This is a genomic window from Pseudonocardia sp. ICBG601 (assembly GCF_020496245.1).
Genome location: NZ_JAHLJA010000023.1, coordinates 28,608 through 51,543, shown reverse-complemented (window position 1 = coordinate 51,543; position 22,936 = coordinate 28,608). Strand labels below are relative to the sequence as shown.

Genomic DNA, 22,936 nt, shown 5'->3' with positions numbered 1-22,936 from the left:
GTCAGCCCGGGGTCACGAGCAGGTTGGCCAGCGCCTGTCCGATGGCCGGACCGCTGCCGGTCACGGCGATGCCCAGTGCGATCAGACCCACCAGCAGTCCGATGCTCCGCCGGGCCACGCCGGCGTTGTCACCACGACCACCGATCCACAGCAGGATGACGGCGATCGCGAGCAGGATCAGCGGCACGATGTTGTTCGTGATCCAGTCGCGGAGGTTGACCGTGGTCAGCTGTCCGCCCTGGGCGAGTACCAGCTGGATCGCCTCGTACGAGGTCTTCACAGCTCCTCCTTGCGGCAGTCCATTTGTCCCGGTCGCTCCCGCAGGCGAGTAGACCACGAGACCCGTACGTGATCCTAGGGGCTGAGCCACCCGGCCCACGCGTGCGCCACGCTGCGCGATCGGGTCGACACGGTCGGAGCAGTGTCGATCGGGCGTGACTCGTATCTCCCCGGCGCCCCGCCCCCGGCCCGAGATGTCATGGTCGGCTTTGTCTACTGTTCGGTAACAAGTATGGCCCGACCGTGACGGGGTCGGGCGACCCACGGCCGGGCGCACTACCCTTCGCCCGACCGTCGTCGCACCCCACCACACCAGTGCGACGACGAGGTCCGAGGAGGCACTGCGATGACGAGGCCCGTCCGGTCCCGGCGGCACGGTACGCCGTGCGCGCACGACCGCACCCCCGCCTCCGCACGCCCCAGGACCGGTTCACCGTTTCCCGTCCCGATCCGTCACGGCAGCACCACGCTCCGGCAGGGACCGCTGGGTGTTCTACAGGGAGGTTCCTCCAGATGACCTGGGTGCAGTACACGCTCGGCATCATCACGGTGCTGTCGGCAGTGGTCGCCGTCGCGCTCGTGTCCATGACCGTGACCCGGATGGTCCGGATCATCCGGCTCGGTCAGTCCGACCCGACGCGCAACGGCCCGTTCGGGCCGCGGCTCGTGACCATGCTCAAGGAGACCCTGGGCCACACCAGGATGCTCAAGTGGACCAAGATCGGCATCCTGCACTGGCTGGTCATGGTCGGCTTCCTGGGCCTGATCCTGGCGTTGGTCGAGGCGTTCGTGGAGGTCTGGAACCCGACCTTCCACCTGCCGCTGATCGGCGTGTGGTCGGTGTACTCGATCTACGTCGAGTTCCTCGGCGTCGCCACCGTCGTGGGCATCGCCGCGCTGATCGTCATCCGGCAGCTGAACAACCCGCGCTCGCAGGGCCGGATGTCGCGGTTCTACGGGTCGAACATGGGCCGGGCGTACTTCGTCGAGGGCGTCGTGTTCCTCGAGGGCCTGGGCATCCTGGTGGTGCGGGCCGCGAAGATCTCGCTGAACGCCTTCGACGTGCCGGTGTGGTCGGCTCCGGTGTCCTACGCCCTGTCGACGATCCTGCCCGCCTCCACCGCGCTGGTCAGCGTGTTCGCCGCGGTGAAGGTCCTGTCGGCGATGATCTGGCTGATCGTGATCGCGGCCAAGCCCACCATGGGTGTGGCCTGGCACCGGTTCACCGCGTTCCCGAACATCTACTTCAAGCGCAACGACGACGGCTACAAGGCCCTCGGCGCGACCCGGCCGATGATGAGCCAGGGCAAGGCGCTGGACCTGGAGGAGGCCGACCCCGACACCGACACGTTCGGCGTCGGCAAGGTCGAGGACTTCACCTGGAAGGGCCTGCTCGACTTCACCACCTGCACCGAGTGCGGCCGCTGCCAGTCCCAGTGCCCGGCCTGGAACACCGAGAAGCCGCTGTCGCCGAAGCTACTGGTCAACGCCCTGCGCGACCACGCCTACGAGAAGGCCCCCTACCTGCTCGCCGGCGGCAGCCGTGACATGGCGGGCGACGAGGTCGGCATCACCGGCGAGGGCGCCGAGGAGCGGCTCAAGGCCATCCCGGTCGACGCGCTGGAGGCCGCGGGCCGCCCGCTGATCGGCGGCGAGGACGTGAACGGCGTCATCGACCCCGACATCCTGTGGTCCTGCACCACCTGCGGCGCCTGCGTCGAGCAGTGCCCGGTCGACATCGAGCACGTCGACCACATCATCGACATGCGCCGCTACCAGGTCCTGATCGAGACCGAGTTCCCCACCGAGCTCAACTCGCTGTTCAAGAACCTGGAGAACAAGGGCAACCCCTGGGGCCAGAACGCCAAGGACCGCCTGGAGTGGACGAAGGGCCTGGACTTCGAGGTCCCCGTCGTGGAGGGCGAGCTCGACGCCGACACCGAGTACCTGTTCTGGGTCGGCTGCGCCGGCGCGTTCGACGACGGCCAGAAGAAGACCATCCGGGCGACCGCGGAGCTGCTGCACCGGGCCGGGGTGAACTTCGCCGTCCTCGGGTCGGGCGAGACCTGCACCGGCGACCCGGCGCGCCGCTCGGGCAACGAGTTCGTGTTCCAGATGCTCGCGCAGCAGAACGTCGAGGTCCTCAACACGGTCTTCGAGGGCCGCGAGACCGGGACCCGCAAGATCGTGACGACCTGCCCGCACTGCCTCAACACCCTGGGCCGGGAGTACCCCCAGCTCGACGGGCACTACGAGGTCGTGCACCACACACAGCTGCTCAACAAGCTGGTGCGGGAGAAGAAGCTGGTCCCCGTCTCGGCCCCCGCCGCCGACGCCGCCCCGGTGACCTACCACGACCCCTGCTACCTGGGCCGGCACAACGAGGTCTACGAGGACCCGCGCGCCCTGGTCAGCGCGGCCGGAGCGACCCTGTCGGAGATGCCGCGGCACGGTGACCGGTCGATGTGCTGCGGTGCCGGTGGCGCCCGGATGTGGATGGAGGAGCGCATCGGCAAGCGCATCAACTTCACCCGCGCCGAGGAGGCCGCCGAGACCCTGACGAAGGCCGGTGGCGGCTCGGAGCCGTCCGGGACGCTGGCGGTCGGCTGCCCGTTCTGCCGCACGATGATGACCGACGGCGTGAACCAGACCGCCGGTGAGGCCGTGCAGGTCCAGGACGTCTCGCAGATGCTGCTCGCCGCGGTCAAGCGGGGCGACCCGGCTCCGGAGCCGGAGCCCGTCGCGGCCGGGACCACCCCCGAGACCACTGCCGAGGACGCGCCGACGACGGAGACCCCCGCCGGCGCCACCCCGGAGGCGGAGGTCGCTGAGGAGGCCGCCACGCAGGACCCGGCCACCCCGGCCGGCTCGGACGGGGCGTCGAGCACCGGCACCCCGGCGTCGTCGGGCAACGGGAACGGCAACGGCTCGACCAACGGCTCGTCGCCGGAGCAGGCCGAGCAGCAACGCTCGAACGAGAACTGACCCACCACCGACGACGGCCGGGCACCCCGCACGGGGGCCCGGCCGTCGTCGTGTGTGCGGGGGTCAGCAGGGGGCGAAGGAGCTGACCTGGAACGTCGACAGCGTGGTCCGGGTGAGCACGACCCGGCCCAGCTGGGGAGCAGCGGCGCCCCAGGCCGAGCGGCAGGCGTCGACGGTCGTGGTGGCGCCGACCGCCACCTCCGGGTCGGGGCGGCGGTCCGGCTCGGTGACCCCGGCTCCCGCCGGCACCCGGCCGTGCAGCACGGCGACGGCGTCCTCGCAGGTGGGCGCCCCGGTGGCGGCCCGCACCTGGTCCAGCGCCGCGGGCTGCACGAGCCGGCAGACCCGGGCCGGGTTCGGTGAGGCGACACCGGTGTCCAGCGAGACGAGCGCGAGCTGTGGGCGGGCGACGCCGAGATCGGTGCGGAACTGGGTGCCGGCCTGGGCGTCGATCCGGGCCTGGTCCTGGCGGATCTCCGCGGAGCGGAACGAGTAGCCGACCCCGGACACGACCAGCAGGACCACGCCCAGGGCGAGCACCTTCCAGCGGGGCAGCAGCAGCGCCCCGGCGACGATCACCCCGACCGACAGGGCCAGCGCCCACGCCCACGGGTTCTCGCGTGTCCCGTTGACCAGGGCCGCGACGAGCACGACCCCGGCGACGTGCGGTGCCCAGCCCTGCAGCAGCCGGTCCAGCCGCAGCAGGGCGAGCAGGACCAGGGTGCCGAAGCCGAGTCCGACCGGGACCCACCAGCGGTCCGGGTCGTCGAGGAAGGGCAGGAGCAGCAGGGCCGCGCCGGCCAGGCCCAGCGCGGTGGCACCGCGGAGGCTGCGGGGTCGCAGCTTCCGCCACGGGGCCCAGGGGTCGTCGGACCCCGACCCGGGCGGGTCGTCGGCCCCCGGCCCGGGTCGGGAGCCTCCCGTCGCGGGCCCGTCCGGGAGCACGAGGGCACGCGGGTCGGCCTCCGGCGGCGTCCGGGGGTGCTCCGGGGTCGGCACGACGAGCTCGGTCCCGGGCACCGGCGGGTGCACCGTGCCGCGGTCCGCAGCATCGCCCTGTCCGGCGGGACGGTCCGCAGCGTCGCCCGGCCCGGTGGGACGGTCCGCGGCGGCGCGGGCGGGCGGATCGGGGGCGTCCGGCCGGCGGGCGGCGGGGCGGACGCCGCGGTCGGGTCGTCCGCTGCGGCGACGGCCGGTGGCCCACGGGTCCGGGGAGCTGCGGTCGGCGTCCATCACCTCCCAGCGTAGCGAGGCGGGAGCCCGCTCAAGCGCCGAAGAACGCGTTCATGCCCGGCTCGTCGGACAGGAAGGTCTCGATCTGGACGATCCGGCCGTCCCCGATCCGGCAGACGGTGGCGAGGTGCTCGTCGAGCACCCGGTCCCCGCGGCGGGCCGTGTTGTGCAGACCGAGCGCGACGTTGTCGGCGCTCACCAGGACGTGTTCGAGCGCGAAGTCCACCCCGTAGGAGGCGATCAGCGCCGCACGGTCGAGTACCGCCTCGGCACCGTCGACCCGGTCGGAGACCGCGTTGTTCCCGGGCAGGGTCCAGGTGACGGCCGGGTCGAGAATCGCTCGCAGCCGGTCCTTGTCCCCGGTGGTGAGGACGGAGTGGAACTCGGTGGCGATGTGGTGACGGACGTCCGTGGCTCCTCCAACTGTTCAAATCTATTCGAACCGTAGTCCTCGAACCCGGCCGTCTTCCAGATGACCGCCGCCACATCAGTTCGAACGCAGTCGTACCATGGGTGCATGCAGGACGATCCGAGCCGCGATGAGCTGAGCATCGAGACCGTGATCGCGGCACTCGACCATCCGGTGCGGATGCGGGTCGTCCGCACCCTGGCCGCCCTCGGCGAGGACGAGACGCTCACCTGCCAGGAGATCCTCCCCGACATAACCAAGAGCAGCGCGAGCCATCACTGGCGGACGCTGCGGGAGTCGGGCGTGATCGAGCAGCGGCGCGACGGCAGGGTGCTGCGGACCCGGCTGCGGCGCGTCGATCTCGACGCGCGGTTCCCCGGGCTGGTGGCGGCCGTCGTCGACGGGTGAGCTCAGCTCCGCCGGGTGTCGGTGCGGTGGAAGCTGCGGAACGCGCGCGACGGGGTCGGCCCCCGCTGCCCCTGGTAGCGCGACCCGACACCCTCGGTGCCGTAGGGCCGCTCGGCCGGGCTGGACAGCCGGAACAGGCACAGCTGCCCGATCTTCATCCCCGGCCACAGGGTGATCGGCAGGTTCGCGACGTTGGACAGCTCCAGCGTGATGTGCCCGGTGAAGCCCGGGTCGATGAACCCGGCGGTGGAGTGGGTCAGCAGACCCAGGCGCCCGAGCGAGCTCTTGCCCTCCAGCCGGCCGGCCAGGTCATCGGGCAGACCGACCCGCTCGAACGTCGACCCCAGCACGAACTCGCCGGGGTGCAGCACGAACGACTCGCCGTCCGGCGTCTCCACGGGGTCGTCAGCTCGTCCTGCTGCTGGGCGGGGTCGATGTGGGTGTAGCGCGAGTTCTGGAAGACGCGGAAGAACCGGTCCAGCCGGACGTCGACGCTGGACGGCTGGAGCATCTCGACGTCCCACGGGTCGAGCACGAGCCGGCCGGACTCGATGTCCTTGCGCAGGTCGCCGTCGGAGAGCAGCACGCCGACAGCCTATCCAGGGCCGACGGTCACGCCTCGGAGGACTCCTCGGAGTCGGACTCCACCTCGCCGGAACCGTGCCGGCGGCCGCCCACGAGGTCGTCGGGCAGCTGCGGCGAGCGGGTCAGCCCGAACATCCAGGCGATGGCCTGCTCGGCCCGGGCGGCCTCGAAACCGTCCGACGCGGCGGTGCGACGCCCGTGGTCACCGTCGAGCACCTGCGCGACGGCGGCGGCCGTGTCGTGGGCGGCGATGCTGCGGATCGAGTCGCCGGGCTGCGGCACGTTCGGCCCGTCGACCAGCACCGCCAGGGTGCCGAGGCCGGGCGCGTCGACGACGAGCTCGTGATCGTCGCTGACCAGCACGGTCGCCGCGGCGAGCACGGCCAGCTGGTCGGGCAGCGGGGGCTCGGGCACGGCCGTCACCCGGGGGTGGGTGCCGAGCGATCGGGCCGTCTCCCCGGCGGCGAGCGCACCGAAGAGCACGATCTCGATCCGCGGGTAGCGCTCCAGCAGGTCCGCGACGCCGCGCAGCACCGGCGACGACGACGCCCGCGCCAGGTCGACGACGATCAGCCTGCGGTGCTCGTCGTGCACCCGCTCCAGCGCGTCGACACAGCCCTGGTGCTGCGGCCCTGGCAGCGAGTTGATCGTGTCGCCGATGGTCAGCACGTTCGGGCCGAGGGGGCTGCCCAGCGCGGAACCGCTGGTGGTGAGGAACAGCGACGCGAGCTGGCCGATGACCCGCCGGTGCGCCTCCTGCGGGAACGGGCACAGCAGGTCGTCGGTGCCCATGCCGGCCTGCATGTGCACGATCGGGATCCGCCGCCAGAACGCGACCGTCGCCGCGACCTCGGCGGCCAGCCCGCCGCCGTGCACCAGCACCGCGGACGGGTCCTGGTCGACGAGCAGCTGATCGAGCCGGGTGAACAGCGCCGCGGCGACGTCGGCCATGCCGGGCCCGGTGCCCAGCGGCAGCAGGATCGTGATGTCGGTGGGGACGCCGAGCGCCTCGAACGCCTCGTGGACGGCCATCGGGTCCGGCCCGGTGGCGACCGTGATCCCACGGATGCGGTCCGCCGCCGCGACGGCCCCGGCGACCGGGGCCAGCCGTGCGACCTCGGGACGGCTGCCGGCGATGAGCAGGACGTCGTGCTCGTGGTCCGGGGGGAACCCGGACGCATCGACCGACATCGGGTCGAACACCGTCATCGCAGTCACCTTCCGGCCGAGGCTTGACCGACGGTGCCGAGTGTGCGCGGAGCGGGTGGCCCGGTCGAGCATGCGCGCCGGTGGTCGGTTCGTGCGGTGGCCGGGGCCGGGAGGTCCGTGACAGGTCCGCGGATCGTGGTGCTAGGGTGATCTCGCGACATGCGGATGTAGTTCAATGGTAGAACATCAGCTTAGAACATCAGCTTCGCCAAGCTGAATACGCGGGTTCGATTCCCGTCATCCGCTCCACACACGAACGGGCAGGTCAGCGGCATATTGCCTGACCTGCCCGTTCGTGTTTCGGTCGCCGTCGCCGGACCGCCAGCAACAGCGCAGCAACTAGAAGTCAGCGACTCCGGCACGGCCCGTCTTCCGGCCGATCCACGGCACCACGCTGTGGAACCGGCGACGAAGAAAGTCGACGTCTTCCGCGAGCAATCGGCCAGGCTCGGGCGGGGCGTCTCTCCGGCGAACCTGCGAGAAGAAGCTCGTCGACAGTGTCCTCAGGTGTCACCCCAGCTCAGCGCCCAGCCGGCGGCGGAGGGCACACCCCGGCGAGAACAGCGTCGCGTGCTGGCCTTGGACGGCAAGACCCTGCGCGGCGCCCGCGTCCGTGCCGCCGACGGCAGGGTCTGGCTCCCGCATCTGGTGTCGGTGCTCGACCAGACCAGCGGTGGCGTGCTCGGCCAGGTTCAGGTCGCAGAGAAGGGCAGCGAGATCACCGCGTTCACCGCGCTGCTCGACCCCCTCGACCTCGACGATGTACTGGTCACCGCGGACGCTCTGCACACCCAGCGAGCCCACGCCGACTACCTACACCGCCGCGGCGGGCACTACCTGATGACGATCAAAGCGAACCAGCCCACGCTGCTGGCACGGGTACGGGCGCTGCCCTGGACCCAGATCGGCGTCGCTGATCGTCAACGCGGGCGTGGGCACGGCCGCGTCGAGACCCGCACGATCAGCGTGGTCAGCCTGCACCCCTGTCCCGACCTGGGCGCAGAGTTCTTCCCCCACGCATCCCAGGCGATCAAGCTGGTGCGCCGGCGTCGCCCACTGCGGCCTGGCGGGAAGTGGAGAACCGAGACCGCCTACGCGATCACCAGCCTGACCAGCACCGACGCCGATCCAGGACTGCTCGCCCGCTGGATCCGTGGGCACTGGTCGATCGAGAATCGCCTGCACTGGGTCCGTGATGTCTGCTTCGACGAAGACCGCGCCACCGCCCACACCGGTCACGCCCCGCAGGTCATGTCGGCGTTGCGGAACCTCGCGATCACCGCGCTACGCCTGCACGGCGTCAGCAACATCGCCGCAGCACTCCGCCACCACGCCCGCGACCCCCATCGACCACTGACCACCTACAAGATCATCTAGCGACTTTGCCGGGGCCCTGATCGTGGTGGAGAACGCCTCGGGAAAGGTCGACTGCTTCGTCGACGACCACACGGCTCGGCTGCCCAGCTACACCCCGGAAGCGCTGCGGGGGTTGCGGAACAAGCCTGGGGGATTCTGGGTCGCCAGTACCTCGCCCGAGGCGGCGCACCACGCTGCGAGCGGTTCGATGTCGCTAGGTGATGTACGGCGGATCGCAGTTCTCTCGGACGGCGGATCCCGCTATGTCGGGAGGTTCGGACTCGGCACCTGGGGCGATCTAATCGAGGTCTTGGACGATTACGGACCCGTTGAACTAATTCGTCGCATACGAGAGTCTGAATTGCGTGAAACTGATGAGGATCGTGCACGGAAGAAGCTGCGCGGAAAGGTGCACGACGACGCGACGGCGTTACTCGTCACAGGGACATCGTCAACTTGAGTGGTGAGAGGGTCGAGGCCGACTCAGGGGATTATGTCGAATCTCAATCGCTAGGGCTTGTCCTAGCCGATGAGTGAAACGCCATCGTGGACCCGATGTCTGGCGCTGTCTCCGAAGGCGTCAAGAACGCGGATGGCGAAGACGTCAGGCATGCGCTCGCGGACCTCGTCGAGCGTCAGCCACTCCACCCGCCGAGACTCTTCGGACGGTGTCGGGACGCCGCCGATGGGTCGGCATCGGAACACGAGCGCGACCACCCCGAGCGTGAGGTTCTGGTAGACGCCAGTCATCCGCCCGACCTCAACGTGCACGCCGGTCTCCTCGGCGACCTCCCGTCGCACGCCCTCGGCGAGGGTCTCGCCCAACTCCAGGATCCCGCCCGGTGCCTCCCACCGACCGTTGTCCATTCGCTCAACGGCCAGGATTCGGTCGGAGTCGTCGACGACCACACCGGCGACGCTCACGGAGTACTTCGGAGCTGTTCCCACATCTGTCCTCTCGTCGCTCGGGCCGCAGCGTAGTTCGTGTGGGCGGGGGTGGCGGAGCGTTCGGAAGAGGTGGGCACCGCCTGTGCTACGACGCGCTGCCGAACGGGCACGAGGTCGCTACTGCGACCCTGCTACCGAGGGCGACGAGCAACAACAGGCCAGCAACAAGCAGGGGGCAACGGCGGTCAACCACGGTGCATCAACTGACGAAGCTGGGCCCGCTGACCAGGGCGACAGGCGCGATCGTGGTCTTCCCAAGCTGAATACGCGGGTTCGATTCCCGTCATCCGCTCCACACACGAAGGCCCAGGTCAGCGGCAGGTTTCTCGCCGAGCCTGGGCCTTCGTCGTTCCCCGGGAACGGTCCCGCGTGCCATCCCGTGCTATCCGGCTGTCTCATCCAGCGGTCGACGGATCATGGGCATCGCCGTGCGCGGTCGGGCAGGCCCAGAACGAGAGGGGCGGCCTGCCCGCCGATGTCGATACCGGCCATGTCGGCACACCGGGCGGTGTCGCCGTGGTTCGCGGATCACCACAGCGCTGCGGTCACCGCGGCGCCCACGTCACCGCAGCGCGCGGAAGGTGGTACGGATGTCGTCGGTGAGCGCGGCGGGCTGTTCCAGTGCGGCGAAGTGGCCGCCGCGTTCGTGCTGGCGGTAGTGCAGCACCGTGGTGTAGCGCCGCTCGACCCAGCGCCGGGAGGCCTGCACGGCCTCGCCCGGGAAGATGCTGAACCCGGCGGGGACCGGGTTGGCCGCCGGCACGGCGCCGATCACCTGTGCGCCGCTCACGTCGCGCTCGGCCTCCCAGTAGAGCCGGGCGGACGAGGCGCCGGTGTTGGGCAACCAGTACATCATGATGTCGTCGAGGATCTCGTCGCGGTCGATGACCGTCTCGGGCCGGCCGCCGCTGTCGGTGACGTCCTGGAAGAGGGTGTAGATCCAGGCCGCCAGCCCGGCGGGCGAGTCGGCCAGGGAGTATCCGATGGTCTGGGGCCGAGTGGCCTGCTCGCGGGCGTAGCCGTCGAGCGTGGCCCGGTAGCGTTGTGCAGCGGCGATCATGCGTTGTTCGTCGGGGGTCGCGTCGCGTACCTCGGCCTCGGTGGGGAACACCAGCGGCAGGTTGGTGTGGATGCCACGCAGGCCTGCCGGGTTCCTGCGACTGATGGCGTCCACGACGGACGATCCCCAGTCCCCACCCTGAGCGACCCAGTCGTGGTAGCCGAGCCGGCGCATGAGCTCGATCCAGGCGTCAGCGACGCGGGAGGCACCCCAGCCCGTGGTCACGGGCTGGTCGGAGAAGCCGAATCCGGGCATCGAGGGAACGACGACGTCGAAGGCGTCCTCCGCTCGGCCACCGTGGGCCACCGGGTCGGTCAACGGTCCGACGAGGTGACGGAACTCCAGGATCGAGCCGGGCCAGCCGTGGCACAGCAGCAGCGGCATCGCGTCCGGTTCGGGCGAGCGCGCGTGCAGGAAGCGCACCCCCATGCCGTCGATCTCGGTGCGGTAGGAGCCGGTCTCGTTGATGAACCGCTCGGCACGGCGCCAGTCGTAGTCGGTGGCCCAGTGATCGCACAGAGCACGGATCTCGTCCAGTGCGGGGCCCTGGTCGGCGGCGGTCTCGCGGTGGGGCCAGCGGGTGGCGATCAGCCGGTGCGCGAGCTGCTCGAGCTCGGCACCGGCCACCGCGATCGGGAACGGCTGAACCTCCGCCACGAGCGCAACAGCGTGCGCCGGGGCGGCCGTAGCCGGCACGGGTGCGAGCTCCTCGGGCAGCGATGAGGTGGTGATCGGTGACGTCATGAGAGCTCCTCGTGAAGTGGTGCAGCCATCATAGGCACAAAACGGAAGACATCTTCAACTTGGTAGCCGTGGTTCCACTTGGTAGCTTGGCAGAATGGACACGCCCCCGTTGCGACGCGACGCGCAACGCAACCGGCAGCTACTGCTCGACACCGCACACGCCCTGATGGCCCGCAACGGGTTGGGCGTGTCCTACGAGGACATCGCCCGGACGGCCGGCACCGGCATGGGCACGGTGTACCGCCGGTTCCCCGAGCGGGAAGACCTGATGAATGCGCTGTTCGCCGAGCACATCGACACCGTCGTCGACCTCGCCCGACAAGCCGCTCTGACCGAGGACCCGTGGGAAGGTCTGTGCTGGTTCATGACCCGCCAGCTGGAGCTCGAGGCCGACAACCGCGGTCTGGGCGAACTGCTGCGCAGCGGTAACCAGGCCCCGGACCTGGTGGCACGGGGTCGCGACGAGATCACCCCGCTGGCGGCCCGACTGCTCACCAGGGCGATCGATGCCGGGCAGCTACCGCCGAGCGTCACTCCCACCGATCTCGTCGCGGTGCACCTGATGGTCGGTGCGGTGATGGACGCCGCCCGCGAGGTCGATCCGCAGATGTGGCGCCGCGCACTCACCATCGCTCTCGCCGGCCTGCGCACCGCCGAACTGCCGAACGACTCGTCCGCCCCCCACCTCATCGACGGCCTCTACGGCGTCACCCCGACCTCTTCGAAGGACACCCCATGAGCACCACACCCGACTCGGCATCTGCTCTGCCGACAGCCGCGTTACCGGCCAGTCTGATCGAGGTCCTGCGTGCGCCGGCGATCTGCTTCCTCACCACCCTGATGCCCGACGGCTCACCGCAGATCAGCCAGACCTGGGTCGACACCGACGGCGTCAACATCGTGATCAACACCGTCACCACGCACCAGAAGATGCGCAACATCGACCGAGACCCCCGTGTTGCGGTCGGCATCGCCGACCCGGCCTCCCCCGCACGCTCGTGGGCGGTTCGCGGACGCGTCACCTCGGCCACCACCGACGGAGGGGCCGAGCACATCGACCACCTGGCCCACAAGTACCTCGGCCGTCCCTACCCAGGATTCGGCGGCGGCACCGGCGCACAGCACCGGGTCATCCTCACCGTCGCCGCCGACAGCGTGCACTCGCCCCGCACCTGAGACGATTCCGGGCCCCACCGCTGCCCAGCCTGACCTCGACGGATGCTTCTCCGCCCGAGATCGACGCTCACGGCCGCGCGGCGAGGGCCTCGGCTACTCGACCAGCGGGGTAGCGGGCAGCACGGCTCCCGGTGAACAACTCGTAGTAGAAGCCGTTCATGACGGCCGCAACGGGCGCGAGACGGTCGACAAGCCGCGATACCGCCTCCGGAGCCCCTGCCACTCCGGCACCGTCGGCCAGAGCGCGGACGAGTCCGTTGCGCTCCTCGACCGTGCACGCCGGACCCACGCCGGCGAAGGTGGCCACCAACCAGTTCACCAGACGCATCGCGGCGTAGCCGGAGTCATGGGTGCGGTTCTCGTGCAGGAAGCGCGCTTCGGCCTCGGAGAGCTCGAAACTCGGCGAGGTCGCCAGCCCGAAGTCGGCGAAGAAGAGCTGACGCCCGTCGGTGAGCAGGTTTCCGAAGTGGCCGTCGAAGTGATGGATCCCCGCCGCGTTCATGAGCTCGACCGTCGAGAGCAGCTGCGCCTCCATCAGGACAGCCGCAGCCTCGGACGCCACCCGACCTTCCGCCACCTGGGCAGAAAGCCACGCCTCGAGGGTGTACGGCACGAACTCCAGGAAGAGAACCAGACTGGCAGTCGCATCGGCCAGCGCGGCGAGTCGACCGCGTAAGGCGGACGAGCCACCCCAGAACGCCACCTCGCGCTCCATTGATGCTGCGTCGCCCGCCCGCGGACCCACTCCGGGCAGCACCCGCCAGTGGTACAGCAGAGGGAACGCGTCCGAGAGCCCCGAGAGGACCCAGTCCGTCGTCGTGATGCACGCCGCCAACTCGCGCCAGGCACCGAAGCCCGGACTTCCCACGCCGTACTGGCACTTCACGGGCAGCCCGAAGAGGTTCGCCGTCGATTCGACGTTCGACGTCTTCCGCTCGATATCGGTCAAGCGGATCCTCTTCACGAAGACCGGGGTGCGGTCGACCTCCAGTACCGCGGAGGTGCCGCCGATGCCAGTGCCCCGGGGCGCCGCTCGGTCCACCATCGACGCCAACTGACGATCGCTGTACGAACCCAGCTCGGACGACATCCAGCCGTGTCGAGCAAGGCGCTCGCCCTTCGCCATACCCACCTCTCCCCGAGAAGTGCTCATCCGACACCGCTCAGAGGCAGGGGAGTGCCGGTCTCCTCACGGTGCGCCGAGACCAGCACAGCCAGTAGACAGGGGCGGATGACGGTCGCCGCGCGGGAGCATGATCGCCAATTGTGGAGCGCAGAGGGTCGTGGAGTGCACTCCGGACTCCACACCCGGTGATCATGGACTCAGAGCACGGGCGGCACGTCGCGGCGCTCGCGGACCTCGTCGAGCGTCAGCCACTCCACCCGCCGAGACTCTTCGGACGGTGTCGGGACGCCGCCGATGGGTCGGCATCGGAACACGAGCGCGACCACCCCGAGCGTGAGGTTCTGGTAGACGCCAGTCATCCGCCCGACCTCAACGTGCACGCCGGTCTCCTCGGCGACCTCCCGTCGCACGCCCTCGGCGAGGGTCTCGCCCAACTCCAGGATCCCGCCCGGTGCCTCCCACCGACCGTTGTCCATTCGCTCAACGGCCAGGATTCGGTCGGAGTCGTCGACGACCACACCGGCGACGCTCACGGAGTACTTCGGAGCTGTTCCCACATCTGTCCTCTCGTCGCTCGGGCCGCAGCGTAGTTCGTGTGGGCGGGGGTGGCGGAGCGTTCGGAAGAGGTGGGCACCGCCTGTGCTACGACGCGCTGCCGAACGGGCACGAGGTCGCTACTGCGACCCTGCTACCGAGGGCGACGAGCAACAACAGGCCAGCAACAAGCAGGGGGCAACGGCGGTCAACCACGGTGCATCAACTGACGAAGCTGGGCCCGCTGACCAGGGCGACAGGCGCGATCGTGGTCTTCCCAAGCTGAATACGCGGGTTCGATTCCCGTCATCCGCTCCACACACGAAGGCCCAGGTCAGCGGCAGGTTTCTCGCCGAGCCTGGGCCTTCGTCGTTCCCCGGGAACGGTCCCGCGTGCCATCCCGTGCTATCCGGCTGTCTCATCCAGCGGTCGACGGATCATGGGCATCGCCGTGCGCGGTCGGGCAGGCCCAGAACGAGAGGGGCGGCCTGCCCGCCGATGTCGATACCGGCCATGTCGGCACACCGGGCGGTGTCGCCGTGGTTCGCGGATCACCACAGCGCTGCGGTCACCGCGGCGCCCACGTCACCGCAGCGCGCGGAAGGTGGTACGGATGTCGTCGGTGAGCGCGGCGGGCTGTTCCAGTGCGGCGAAGTGGCCGCCGCGTTCGTGCTGGCGGTAGTGCAGCACCGTGGTGTAGCGCCGCTCGACCCAGCGCCGGGAGGCCTGCACGGCCTCGCCCGGGAAGATGCTGAACCCGGCGGGGACCGGGTTGGCCGCCGGCACGGCGCCGATCACCTGTGCGCCGCTCACGTCGCGCTCGGCCTCCCAGTAGAGCCGGGCGGACGAGGCGCCGGTGTTGGGCAACCAGTACATCATGATGTCGTCGAGGATCTCGTCGCGGTCGATGACCGTCTCGGGCCGGCCGCCGCTGTCGGTGACGTCCTGGAAGAGGGTGTAGATCCAGGCCGCCAGCCCGGCGGGCGAGTCGGCCAGGGAGTATCCGATGGTCTGGGGCCGAGTGGCCTGCTCGCGGGCGTAGCCGTCGAGCGTGGCCCGGTAGCGTTGTGCAGCGGCGATCATGCGTTGTTCGTCGGGGGTCGCGTCGCGTACCTCGGCCTCGGTGGGGAACACCAGCGGCAGGTTGGTGTGGATGCCACGCAGGCCTGCCGGGTTCCTGCGACTGATGGCGTCCACGACGGACGATCCCCAGTCCCCACCCTGAGCGACCCAGTCGTGGTAGCCGAGCCGGCGCATGAGCTCGATCCAGGCGTCAGCGACGCGGGAGGCACCCCAGCCCGTGGTCACGGGCTGGTCGGAGAAGCCGAATCCGGGCATCGAGGGAACGACGACGTCGAAGGCGTCCTCCGCTCGGCCACCGTGGGCCACCGGGTCGGTCAACGGTCCGACGAGGTGACGGAACTCCAGGATCGAGCCGGGCCAGCCGTGGCACAGCAGCAGCGGCATCGCGTCCGGTTCGGGCGAGCGCGCGTGCAGGAAGCGCACCCCCATGCCGTCGATCTCGGTGCGGTAGGAGCCGGTCTCGTTGATGAACCGCTCGGCACGGCGCCAGTCGTAGTCGGTGGCCCAGTGATCGCACAGAGCACGGATCTCGTCCAGTGCGGGGCCCTGGTCGGCGGCGGTCTCGCGGTGGGGCCAGCGGGTGGCGATCAGCCGGTGCGCGAGCTGCTCGAGCTCGGCACCGGCCACCGCGATCGGGAACGGCTGAACCTCCGCCACGAGCGCAACAGCGTGCGCCGGGGCGGCCGTAGCCGGCACGGGTGCGAGCTCCTCGGGCAGCGATGAGGTGGTGATCGGTGACGTCATGAGAGCTCCTCGTGAAGTGGTGCAGCCATCATAGGCACAAAACGGAAGACATCTTCAACTTGGTAGCCGTGGTTCCACTTGGTAGCTTGGCAGAATGGACACGCCCCCGTTGCGACGCGACGCGCAACGCAACCGGCAGCTACTGCTCGACACCGCACACGCCCTGATGGCCCGCAACGGGTTGGGCGTGTCCTACGAGGACATCGCCCGGACGGCCGGCACCGGCATGGGCACGGTGTACCGCCGGTTCCCCGAGCGGGAAGACCTGATGAATGCGCTGTTCGCCGAGCACATCGACACCGTCGTCGACCTCGCCCGACAAGCCGCTCTGACCGAGGACCCGTGGGAAGGTCTGTGCTGGTTCATGACCCGCCAGCTGGAGCTCGAGGCCGACAACCGCGGTCTGGGCGAACTGCTGCGCAGCGGTAACCAGGCCCCGGACCTGGTGGCACGGGGTCGCGACGAGATCACCCCGCTGGCGGCCCGACTGCTCACCAGGGCGATCGATGCCGGGCAGCTACCGCCGAGCGTCACTCCCACCGATCTCGTCGCGGTGCACCTGATGGTCGGTGCGGTGATGGACGCCGCCCGCGAGGTCGATCCGCAGATGTGGCGCCGCGCACTCACCATCGCTCTCGCCGGCCTGCGCACCGCCGAACTGCCGAACGACTCGTCCGCCCCCCACCTCATCGACGGCCTCTACGGCGTCACCCCGACCTCTTCGAAGGACACCCCATGAGCACCACACCCGACTCGGCATCTGCTCTGCCGACAGCCGCGTTACCGGCCAGTCTGATCGAGGTCCTGCGTGCGCCGGCGATCTGCTTCCTCACCACCCTGATGCCCGACGGCTCACCGCAGATCAGCCAGACCTGGGTCGACACCGACGGCGTCAACATCGTGATCAACACCGTCACCACGCACCAGAAGATGCGCAACATCGACCGAGACCCCCGTGTTGCGGTCGGCATCGCCGACCCGGCCTCCCCCGCACGCTCGTGGGCGGTTCGCGGACGCGTCACCTCGGCCACCACCGACGGAGGGGCCGAGCACATCGACCACCTGGCCCACAAGTACCTCGGCCGTCCCTACCCAGGATTCGGCGGCGGCACCGGCGCACAGCACCGGGTCATCCTCACCGTCGCCGCCGACAGCGTGCACTCGCCCCGCACCTGAGACGATTCCGGGCCCCACCGCTGCCCAGCCTGACCTCGACGGATGCTTCTCCGCCCGAGATCGACGCTCACGGCCGCGCGGCGAGGGCCTCGGCTACTCGACCAGCGGGGTAGCGGGCAGCACGGCTCCCGGTGAACAACTCGTAGTAGAAGCCGTTCATGACGGCCGCAACGGGCGCGAGACGGTCGACAAGCCGCGATACCGCCTCCGGAGCCCCTGCCACTCCGGCACCGTCGGCCAGAGCGCGGACGAGTCCGTTGCGCTCCTCGACCGTGCACGCCGGACCCACGCCGGCGAAGGTGGCCACCAACCAGTTCACCAGACGCATCGCGGCGTAGCCGGAGTCATGGGTGCGGTTCTCGTGCAGGAAGCGCGCTTCGGCCTCGGAGAGCTCGAAACTCGGCGAGGTCGCCAGCCCGAAGTCGGCGAAGAAGAGCTGACGCCCGTCGGTGAGCAGGTTTCCGAAGTGGCCGTCGAAGTGATGGATCCCCGCCGCGTTCATGAGCTCGACCGTCGAGAGCAGCTGCGCCTCCATCAGGACAGCCGCAGCCTCGGACGCCACCCGACCTTCCGCCACCTGGGCAGAAAGCCACGCCTCGAGGGTGTACGGCACGAACTCCAGGAAGAGAACCAGACTGGCAGTCGCATCGGCCAGCGCGGCGAGTCGACCGCGTAAGGCGGACGAGCCACCCCAGAACGCCACCTCGCGCTCCATTGATGCTGCGTCGCCCGCCCGCGGACCCACTCCGGGCAGCACCCGCCAGTGGTACAGCAGAGGGAACGCGTCCGAGAGCCCCGAGAGGACCCAGTCCGTCGTCGTGATGCACGCCGCCAACTCGCGCCAGGCACCGAAGCCCGGACTTCCCACGCCGTACTGGCACTTCACGGGCAGCCCGAAGAGGTTCGCCGTCGATTCGACGTTCGACGTCTTCCGCTCGATATCGGTCAAGCGGATCCTCTTCACGAAGACCGGGGTGCGGTCGACCTCCAGTACCGCGGAGGTGCCGCCGATGCCAGTGCCCCGGGGCGCCGCTCGGTCCACCATCGACGCCAACTGACGATCGCTGTACGAACCCAGCTCGGACGACATCCAGCCGTGTCGAGCAAGGCGCTCGCCCTTCGCCATACCCACCTCTCCCCGAGAAGTGCTCATCCGACACCGCTCAGAGGCAGGGGAGTGCCGGTCTCCTCACGGTGCGCCGAGACCAGCACAGCCAGTAGACAGGGGCGGATGACGGTCGCCGCGCGGGAGCATGATCGCCAATTGTGGAGCGCAGAGGGTCGTGGAGTGCACTCCGGACTCCACACCCGGTGATCATGGACTCAGAGCACGGGCGGCACGTCGCGGCGGGCGACCCACCAGGTCACCATCCCGGCGCCGGTGAGCAGCGGGACGAGCACGAGCACCGCGGGACCCGCGAACACCGCGACCACGCCCAGGGTGATCGCCGCGATCCCGGCGCCGAGGCCGCTGGCCACCGCCAGCACCGTGGCCCGCTCGCCGATCGGCTCCCCGGCCACCCAGGACAGGGTGCGGGCCACCCCGGCGACCACCACCGCCAGCACGATCCCCGCGACCACCGCGGCCGGTGGCAGCGCGGCACCCGCCGCGAGCGCGACCGGGATCGCGAGCGCGGTGAGAACGGCAAACAGCAGGGCGCGCAGGGACCGCCGCAGCGGCGGGACGGGGGGTGTCACGTCTCCCCATTGTGCAGGGGTTGACCTGGGGTTTCGATGTAACCTGCGCGACCCTCAGTAGAGCCGGGCCGCGTAGCCGGCGCCGTAGTACTCCTCGATCTTCTCCAGCGGCTCGTCGGGGCGGGCGAGCCGTTTGGCGAGCTGCGCGGTGGAGGGCAGCGCGTCCGGCGCGGGCCAGCTCTCCGTCGCCCACAGCTCGGAGCGCAGGAACGCCTTGGGGCAGTGGAAGTAGATCTGCTCGATCGCGACCTCGCAGGCGAGCAGCGGTCGGCGGCCCTTCACGGCGAGCTCGTCGAAGTAGGGCGCGTCGCGGACGAGGCGGGCCCGGCCGTTGATGCGCAGCGTGTCGTTGCGCCCCGGCACCAGCAGGATGACGCCGACGTGCGGGTTCTCCAGGACGTTGCGCCAGCCGTCGACGCGACCGTTGCCGGGACGCTCGGGGATCGCGACCGTGCGGTCGTCGACGACGTGCACGAACCCGGCCGGGTCGCCCTTCGGCGAGACGTCGCAGGTGCCGTCCCGGCCCGACGTCGCCAGCAGCAGGAACCGGGACGCCGCCAGCCAGGCGCGGTGCACGTCCACGAGGTGGTCGCGTTCCTTCGCCAGGGCGGGTGCGATCGGCTGCCCGGTGATCTGCTGCAGCTCGGCGAGGGTGCGGATCTCGGTTCCGTGCGCGTCGGACGTCATGGGTCGACGGTAGGCGCGGACGGGCGCGGGGCCGAGAGAATTCCGGTCACGGGCCGGGGGACGACCGGCATCACCTGCTAGCCCAGGACGGGCGTCATGCCCGGCTCCCGCCCGGTGGCGGCCAGCGCGAGCGCCGTGTCGTCCTCCCACCTGACTTTGGTCACCCGAGCCTGGTTTCGCAGCTTGTACTGCGCTGAGCTGCGGTGATGTGTTTGCGCGGGAGCGGTGTGAGGCACTAATTCGGTGCTCTACGCTCGGTCAGGTGGCGTGGGTGAGGCGGGTACGGACGGCCTCCGGGGCGACCGCGGTCCAGATCGCCGAGTCCGTGCAGGGCCATCGACGGATCGTGGCCCATGTCGGGTCAGCGCACACCGAGGCCGAGCTGGGCCTGCTGGTCGAGCAGGCCCGTGGGCTGATCGACGACGCTGCACAGCAGGCCCTGGATCTGGGCGTCGCGCCGTCACCCCGGCGGGCCGAGCTGATCGCGCCCACCGCGGCCGGCGGTGCCACGCAGGAGGGGCTGTTCGGCCAGATGCCGCGGCGCGCCCCGAGCACCACAACCCGGCGGGTGGGTGCGCCGCAGGTGATCACGACCGGGTCGCGGGTGCTGTTCGACATCCTCGCCGAGGTCTACGCGGGCCTCGGGTTCGCAGAGGTCGCTGATGACACGTTCCGCGACCTGGTGATCGCCCGGATCGTCGAGCCCACGTCCATCCTGGACACCGGTCGGGTGCTGGCCGGTCTGGGCGTCACCGCGGCGAGCGAAAAGACGATGCGCCGCACCCTGCTGCGCTGCACCGGGCGCAGCTACCGCGACGAGATCGCGAGGGCCTGCTTCACCCACGCCCGTGGCAGTGGGGATGTGTCGTTGTGTCTCTACGACGTCACCACCCTCTACTTCGAGGCGGAGAAGGAGGACGACCTGCGCAAGGTCGGGTTCTCCAAGGAACGCCGGGTCGACCCGCAGGTCGTCGTCGGGCTGCTGGTCGATCGCGCAGGGTTCCCCCTCGAGATCGGCTGTTTCGAGGGCAACAAGACCGAGACCGCGACGATCCTGCCGATCATCGAGGCCTTCCGGGCCCGACACCAGCTGCCGGTCGAGCCGGGCGGGATGGTCGTGGTCGCCGACGCAGGGATGCTCTCGGCCGCGAACCTGCGCGACCTCGACGAGGCCGGCCTGCGGTTCATCGTCGGCTCCCGACTCACCAAGGCCCCGGTTGACCTGGAGTCGCACTTCCACTGGCACGGCGACGCCTTCGTCGACGGGCAGATCATCGACACCCTCACACCACGCGACCGCCGCACCGGGCGCAGCGAGAACAGCCCGAAGGTCAAGGCCGAGCCCGTCTGGAACCCCAACCAGCATCCGGGATCCTGGCGGGCGGTCTGGGCCTACTCCACGAAGCGGGCCGTCCGGGACCGGCGCACGTTGACCCTGCAGGAGAACCGGGCCCGCGAGGTCATCGCCGGCGAGAAGCCCGCGCGCACACCGCGGTTCGTCAAGGTCACCAACGGCTCCCGCGCCCTGGACGAGGCCTCCTTGGCTCGGGCATACCGGTTGGTCGGGTTGAAGGGCTACGTGACCAACATCCCGGCCGGCGGCGCAGCGGCCGGGGAGATCATCGGCGACTACCACGACCTCTGGCACGTCGAGCAGTCCTTCCGGATGAGCAAAACCGACCTACGCGCCCGCCCGATGTTCCACCACCAACGCCAGTCCATCGAAGCGCACCTGACCATCGTGTTCACCGCCCTCGCAGTCGCCCGCGAGATCCAGAACCGCACCGGGCTCACCATCCGCAACGTCGTCCGCCAGCTCCGACCACTGCGCTCGGCCACCATCGCCATCAACGGCACCCAGCAGACCTTCCCGCCCGCCGTCCCCGCCGACAAACAGGCCCTCCTCGACGCGCTCCGTCAGCCCGCGGCGAAGCACTAAGACAAGTGACCGAAGTCAGGTCCCACCCCGCGACGGCGGCGTCCCCGGCCAGGCGCAGCACCGTCTCCCGCACCACCGCGAGCCCGGACGCCGGCGGCGCGGGCGCGTCCGGCAGCACGACGGTCATGTCGAGGTGGTGCACCACGACCTCCACCACCCAGGTCGCGACGAAGTCGCCGACGTTGAGGACGACGCCCTGGAACTCCAGCCGGTAGGGCCGCTCGAGGTCGGCGACGAGCCGGCGCAGCCCGCGCACGGTCGTCGCGACGTGGGCGACCTGACCGGTCGGGCGGGCGTAGGCCGCGGCGACGGCGCGGGCGAAGCGCTCGTGCGCCCAGCCCGGCTGCTCGGACCCGGGCGGCGGTGCGGTCCAGTAGGTCGCGAGGTCGGCGTCGGCGGGACGGTCGGTACGGGCGGGGAACCCGGCGAGCATCTCGACCAGGCCCAGGTGCAGGTGCGCGAGGACGTCGGCGGCGAGCCAGCCGTGACAGCGGCTGCGAGCGTGCAGGTCGGTGTCGTCGACGTGGTCGAGCAGCGCGGACAACCCGTCGAGCGTGTCGAGGAACGCGGGCCGCGCCACGTCCAGCGGATAGGCCGTCACAGCAGATCGGCCCCGGACCGCGAAGCCGGCTGCTCCCCGGCCGCGGCCATCTCCTCCGCCACCCGCATCAGCTCGGTGTTGACCGGCGTCGCGATCCGGTGCGCCGCGCCCAGGGCCACGATCTCGCCGTTGAGGTACCGGGCCTCGATGGAACCGGAACCGCGCCGGAGGCTCTGCCACGACGACGAGCCCCGCCGCGTCGCACCCGCGACCGGCCGCTCGGTGACGATGCCCTCCCGGCGGACGCGGTCGTCGTCGCCGGTCCTGGCGGTGATCCCGGCCGCGGCGAGCACGGCGTGGCCCTCCGCGGTCGCGGCCTCGACGAGGCGGGGGGCGTCCGGGTCGTCGAGCCCGCAGATCGCGTCGACCGCGTTGGCCAGGTTCGTGAGCAGCTTGCCGTACTTCGCGGCCATCACATCCGGGTCGGCGCGGGAGGAGAACCCGGCCGCGGTGAGGTCGGCGACGATCGCCTCGGTGGCCGCGTCGACCCCGGAGGGGAACCGGCCGACGTCGAGCACACCCGGGACCGGCGACGACGACGCGACGACGACACCCGGTTCGTAGTGCTCGGCGGGCAGGATCACCAGCATCGCCTGCACCCGGTCGGTGCGACGCGCGGCGAGGCGCTCGTTGGCGACGCCGTTCTGCGCGCACGCCACGGTGATCCCGGGGGCCGCCTTGAGCAGCGCGGCCAGCGGCGGCGGGGTGTCCTGCGACTTCACGGCGAGGATCGCGACGTCGTCGGAGGTGGGGCGGGCCTCGGCGACCGTGCTCACGGCCTCCACCGGATGGGTGGTCGACCCGTCCGGGGTGTCCAGGCGCAGCCCGTGCTCGCGGATCGCGTCGAGGTGCGCGCCCCGGGCGACGGCGACGACCTCCCGCCCCGCCGCGTGCAGCCGCGCCGCGATCGTCCCGCCGACCGCCCCTGCCCCGATCACCACGTAACGCACGACGAC

General features: G+C 70.5%; 23 protein-coding genes, 1 tRNA gene and 1 pseudogene. 10 read left to right on the top strand and 15 right to left on the bottom strand.

What is annotated here, in order from left to right:
- Position 1 precedes the first annotated feature (1 nt).
- Complete coding sequence (locus tag KPL57_RS09000; RefSeq protein WP_020622502.1) at positions 2–280, bottom strand: hypothetical protein; 279 nt, start codon at positions 278–280, stop codon at positions 2–4.
- 512 nt (positions 281–792) lie between these two features.
- On the opposite strand from KPL57_RS09000, the gene KPL57_RS08995 reads away from it, so the two are divergent.
- Complete coding sequence (locus tag KPL57_RS08995; RefSeq protein WP_226351223.1) at positions 793–3,264, top strand: (Fe-S)-binding protein; 2,472 nt, start codon at positions 793–795, stop codon at positions 3,262–3,264.
- Between the two features lie 63 nt (positions 3,265–3,327).
- Here KPL57_RS08995 and KPL57_RS08990 read toward each other — a convergent pair whose 3' ends face one another.
- Positions 3,328–4,497: a hypothetical protein gene (locus tag KPL57_RS08990; RefSeq protein WP_226351222.1), complete on the bottom strand. Its 1,170-nt coding sequence runs from the start codon at positions 4,495–4,497 to the stop codon at positions 3,328–3,330.
- A 31-nt stretch (positions 4,498–4,528) separates the two neighbouring features.
- Complete coding sequence (locus KPL57_RS08985) at positions 4,529–4,891, bottom strand: nuclear transport factor 2 family protein (protein WP_226351230.1); 363 nt, start codon at positions 4,889–4,891, stop codon at positions 4,529–4,531.
- A 123-nt stretch (positions 4,892–5,014) separates the two neighbouring features.
- Here KPL57_RS08985 and KPL57_RS08980 point away from each other — a divergent pair, with 123 nt between their 5' ends.
- A complete protein-coding gene (locus tag KPL57_RS08980; RefSeq protein WP_226351221.1) occupies positions 5,015–5,314 on the top strand; it encodes a helix-turn-helix transcriptional regulator in 300 nt (99 codons plus the stop codon).
- Between the two features lie 2 nt (positions 5,315–5,316).
- Here the strand turns inward: KPL57_RS08980 and dcd are convergent.
- Both dcd and KPL57_RS08970 read right to left on the bottom strand, forming a co-directional pair.
- Positions 5,317–5,900: pseudogene (gene dcd, locus KPL57_RS08975) on the bottom strand (dCTP deaminase).
- A gap of 26 nt (positions 5,901–5,926) precedes the next feature.
- Positions 5,927–7,108, bottom strand: coding sequence for a UDP-N-acetylglucosamine 2-epimerase (locus tag KPL57_RS08970; RefSeq protein ID WP_226351220.1), 1,182 nt, complete (start codon positions 7,106–7,108; stop codon positions 5,927–5,929).
- A 161-nt stretch (positions 7,109–7,269) separates the two neighbouring features.
- Here KPL57_RS08970 and KPL57_RS08965 point away from each other — a divergent pair.
- From KPL57_RS08965 to KPL57_RS08955, 3 genes are all read left to right on the top strand, one after another.
- A tRNA-OTHER gene (locus KPL57_RS08965) sits at positions 7,270–7,357 on the top strand.
- 258 nt (positions 7,358–7,615) lie between these two features.
- Positions 7,616–8,485, top strand: coding sequence for an ISAs1 family transposase (locus tag KPL57_RS08960; RefSeq protein ID WP_226351219.1), 870 nt, complete (start codon positions 7,616–7,618; stop codon positions 8,483–8,485).
- 22 nt (positions 8,486–8,507) lie between these two features.
- Positions 8,508–8,924, top strand: a complete 417-nt coding sequence (locus KPL57_RS08955) for a hypothetical protein (RefSeq protein ID WP_226351218.1) — start codon at positions 8,508–8,510, stop codon at positions 8,922–8,924.
- A gap of 62 nt (positions 8,925–8,986) precedes the next feature.
- Here the strand turns inward: KPL57_RS08955 and KPL57_RS08950 are convergent, their stop codons facing one another.
- On the bottom strand, positions 8,987–9,388 hold the full coding sequence (locus KPL57_RS08950) for an NUDIX hydrolase (protein WP_226351217.1): 402 nt from the start codon (positions 9,386–9,388) through the stop codon (positions 8,987–8,989).
- Between the two features lie 586 nt (positions 9,389–9,974).
- Positions 9,975–11,216, bottom strand: coding sequence for an epoxide hydrolase family protein (locus KPL57_RS08945; protein WP_226351215.1), 1,242 nt, complete (start codon positions 11,214–11,216; stop codon positions 9,975–9,977).
- Between the two features lie 94 nt (positions 11,217–11,310).
- On the opposite strand from KPL57_RS08945, the gene KPL57_RS08940 reads away from it, so the two are divergent.
- On the top strand, positions 11,311–11,955 hold the full coding sequence (locus tag KPL57_RS08940) for a TetR/AcrR family transcriptional regulator (protein WP_226351214.1): 645 nt from the start codon (positions 11,311–11,313) through the stop codon (positions 11,953–11,955).
- Positions 11,952–12,392: a TIGR03618 family F420-dependent PPOX class oxidoreductase gene (locus KPL57_RS08935; protein WP_226351213.1), complete on the top strand. Its 441-nt coding sequence runs from the start codon at positions 11,952–11,954 to the stop codon at positions 12,390–12,392. Before KPL57_RS08940 ends, KPL57_RS08935 begins: the two co-directional genes overlap by 4 nt.
- A gap of 67 nt (positions 12,393–12,459) precedes the next feature.
- Here KPL57_RS08935 and KPL57_RS08930 read toward each other — a convergent pair whose 3' ends face one another.
- The 3 genes from KPL57_RS08930 to KPL57_RS08920 all read right to left on the bottom strand — a co-directional run bounded on the left by KPL57_RS08930 (position 12,460) and on the right by KPL57_RS08920 (position 15,879).
- Positions 12,460–13,518, bottom strand: coding sequence for a serine/threonine protein phosphatase (locus tag KPL57_RS08930; protein WP_226351212.1), 1,059 nt, complete (start codon positions 13,516–13,518; stop codon positions 12,460–12,462).
- 197 nt (positions 13,519–13,715) lie between these two features.
- Entirely contained in the window at positions 13,716–14,051 is a 336-nt protein-coding gene (locus tag KPL57_RS08925) for an NUDIX hydrolase (RefSeq protein WP_226351216.1), read from the bottom strand.
- A gap of 586 nt (positions 14,052–14,637) precedes the next feature.
- The gene (locus KPL57_RS08920) at positions 14,638–15,879 is read right to left on the bottom strand and encodes an epoxide hydrolase family protein (RefSeq protein ID WP_226351215.1); all 1,242 of its coding nucleotides are present in this window, start codon (positions 15,877–15,879) and stop codon (positions 14,638–14,640) included.
- Between the two features lie 94 nt (positions 15,880–15,973).
- Between KPL57_RS08920 and KPL57_RS08915 the strand changes: the two genes are divergently transcribed.
- Both KPL57_RS08915 and KPL57_RS08910 read left to right on the top strand, forming a co-directional pair.
- On the top strand, positions 15,974–16,618 hold the full coding sequence (locus KPL57_RS08915) for a TetR/AcrR family transcriptional regulator (RefSeq protein ID WP_226351214.1): 645 nt from the start codon (positions 15,974–15,976) through the stop codon (positions 16,616–16,618).
- Complete coding sequence (locus tag KPL57_RS08910) at positions 16,615–17,055, top strand: TIGR03618 family F420-dependent PPOX class oxidoreductase (protein WP_226351213.1); 441 nt, start codon at positions 16,615–16,617, stop codon at positions 17,053–17,055. The genes KPL57_RS08915 and KPL57_RS08910 overlap by 4 nt, the downstream gene beginning before the upstream one ends.
- A gap of 67 nt (positions 17,056–17,122) precedes the next feature.
- Here KPL57_RS08910 and KPL57_RS08905 read toward each other — a convergent pair whose 3' ends face one another.
- From KPL57_RS08905 to KPL57_RS08895, 3 genes are all read right to left on the bottom strand, one after another.
- On the bottom strand, positions 17,123–18,181 hold the full coding sequence (locus KPL57_RS08905; protein ID WP_226351212.1) for a serine/threonine protein phosphatase: 1,059 nt from the start codon (positions 18,179–18,181) through the stop codon (positions 17,123–17,125).
- A gap of 197 nt (positions 18,182–18,378) precedes the next feature.
- Positions 18,379–18,753, bottom strand: a complete 375-nt coding sequence (locus KPL57_RS08900; RefSeq protein ID WP_226351211.1) for a hypothetical protein — start codon at positions 18,751–18,753, stop codon at positions 18,379–18,381.
- A gap of 54 nt (positions 18,754–18,807) precedes the next feature.
- Positions 18,808–19,440: a pyridoxamine 5'-phosphate oxidase family protein gene (locus KPL57_RS08895; protein ID WP_075309397.1), complete on the bottom strand. Its 633-nt coding sequence runs from the start codon at positions 19,438–19,440 to the stop codon at positions 18,808–18,810.
- A gap of 262 nt (positions 19,441–19,702) precedes the next feature.
- Between KPL57_RS08895 and KPL57_RS08890 the strand changes: the two genes are divergently transcribed.
- Complete coding sequence (locus tag KPL57_RS08890; RefSeq protein WP_226350710.1) at positions 19,703–21,379, top strand: IS1634 family transposase; 1,677 nt, start codon at positions 19,703–19,705, stop codon at positions 21,377–21,379.
- On the opposite strand, the gene KPL57_RS08885 is transcribed toward KPL57_RS08890, so the two are convergent.
- Positions 21,288–21,980, bottom strand: coding sequence for a maleylpyruvate isomerase N-terminal domain-containing protein (locus KPL57_RS08885; RefSeq protein ID WP_226351210.1), 693 nt, complete (start codon positions 21,978–21,980; stop codon positions 21,288–21,290). The two genes, KPL57_RS08890 and KPL57_RS08885, sit on opposite strands and share 92 nt — an antisense overlap.
- Positions 21,977–22,930 (bottom strand): ketopantoate reductase family protein, encoded by a 954-nt coding sequence (locus tag KPL57_RS08880; protein ID WP_226351209.1) that lies wholly within the window; start codon positions 22,928–22,930, stop codon positions 21,977–21,979. The genes KPL57_RS08885 and KPL57_RS08880 overlap by 4 nt, the downstream gene beginning before the upstream one ends.
- Between the last annotated feature and the right edge of the window lie 6 nt (positions 22,931–22,936).

Excerpts from the sequence above, each read along its gene's own strand:
- KPL57_RS08945 (WP_226351215.1), bottom strand. The coding sequence starts at position 11,216 with ATGACGTCACCGATCACCACCTCATCGCTGCCCGAGGAGCTCGCACCC.
- KPL57_RS08970 (WP_226351220.1), bottom strand. The coding sequence starts at position 7,108 with ATGACGGTGTTCGACCCGATGTCGGTCGATGCGTCCGGGTTCCCCCCG.
- KPL57_RS08895 (WP_075309397.1), bottom strand. The coding sequence starts at position 19,440 with ATGACGTCCGACGCGCACGGAACCGAGATCCGCACCCTCGCCGAGCTG.
- KPL57_RS08980 (WP_226351221.1), top strand. The coding sequence starts at position 5,015 with ATGCAGGACGATCCGAGCCGCGATGAGCTGAGCATCGAGACCGTGATC.
- KPL57_RS08910 (WP_226351213.1), top strand. The coding sequence starts at position 16,615 with ATGAGCACCACACCCGACTCGGCATCTGCTCTGCCGACAGCCGCGTTA.
- KPL57_RS08995 (WP_226351223.1), top strand. The coding sequence starts at position 793 with ATGACCTGGGTGCAGTACACGCTCGGCATCATCACGGTGCTGTCGGCA.
- KPL57_RS08930 (WP_226351212.1), bottom strand. The coding sequence starts at position 13,518 with ATGGCGAAGGGCGAGCGCCTTGCTCGACACGGCTGGATGTCGTCCGAG.
- KPL57_RS08940 (WP_226351214.1), top strand. The coding sequence starts at position 11,311 with ATGGACACGCCCCCGTTGCGACGCGACGCGCAACGCAACCGGCAGCTA.
- KPL57_RS08990 (WP_226351222.1), bottom strand. The coding sequence starts at position 4,497 with ATGGACGCCGACCGCAGCTCCCCGGACCCGTGGGCCACCGGCCGTCGC.
- KPL57_RS08935 (WP_226351213.1), top strand. The coding sequence starts at position 11,952 with ATGAGCACCACACCCGACTCGGCATCTGCTCTGCCGACAGCCGCGTTA.
- KPL57_RS08905 (WP_226351212.1), bottom strand. The coding sequence starts at position 18,181 with ATGGCGAAGGGCGAGCGCCTTGCTCGACACGGCTGGATGTCGTCCGAG.
- KPL57_RS08920 (WP_226351215.1), bottom strand. The coding sequence starts at position 15,879 with ATGACGTCACCGATCACCACCTCATCGCTGCCCGAGGAGCTCGCACCC.
- KPL57_RS08915 (WP_226351214.1), top strand. The coding sequence starts at position 15,974 with ATGGACACGCCCCCGTTGCGACGCGACGCGCAACGCAACCGGCAGCTA.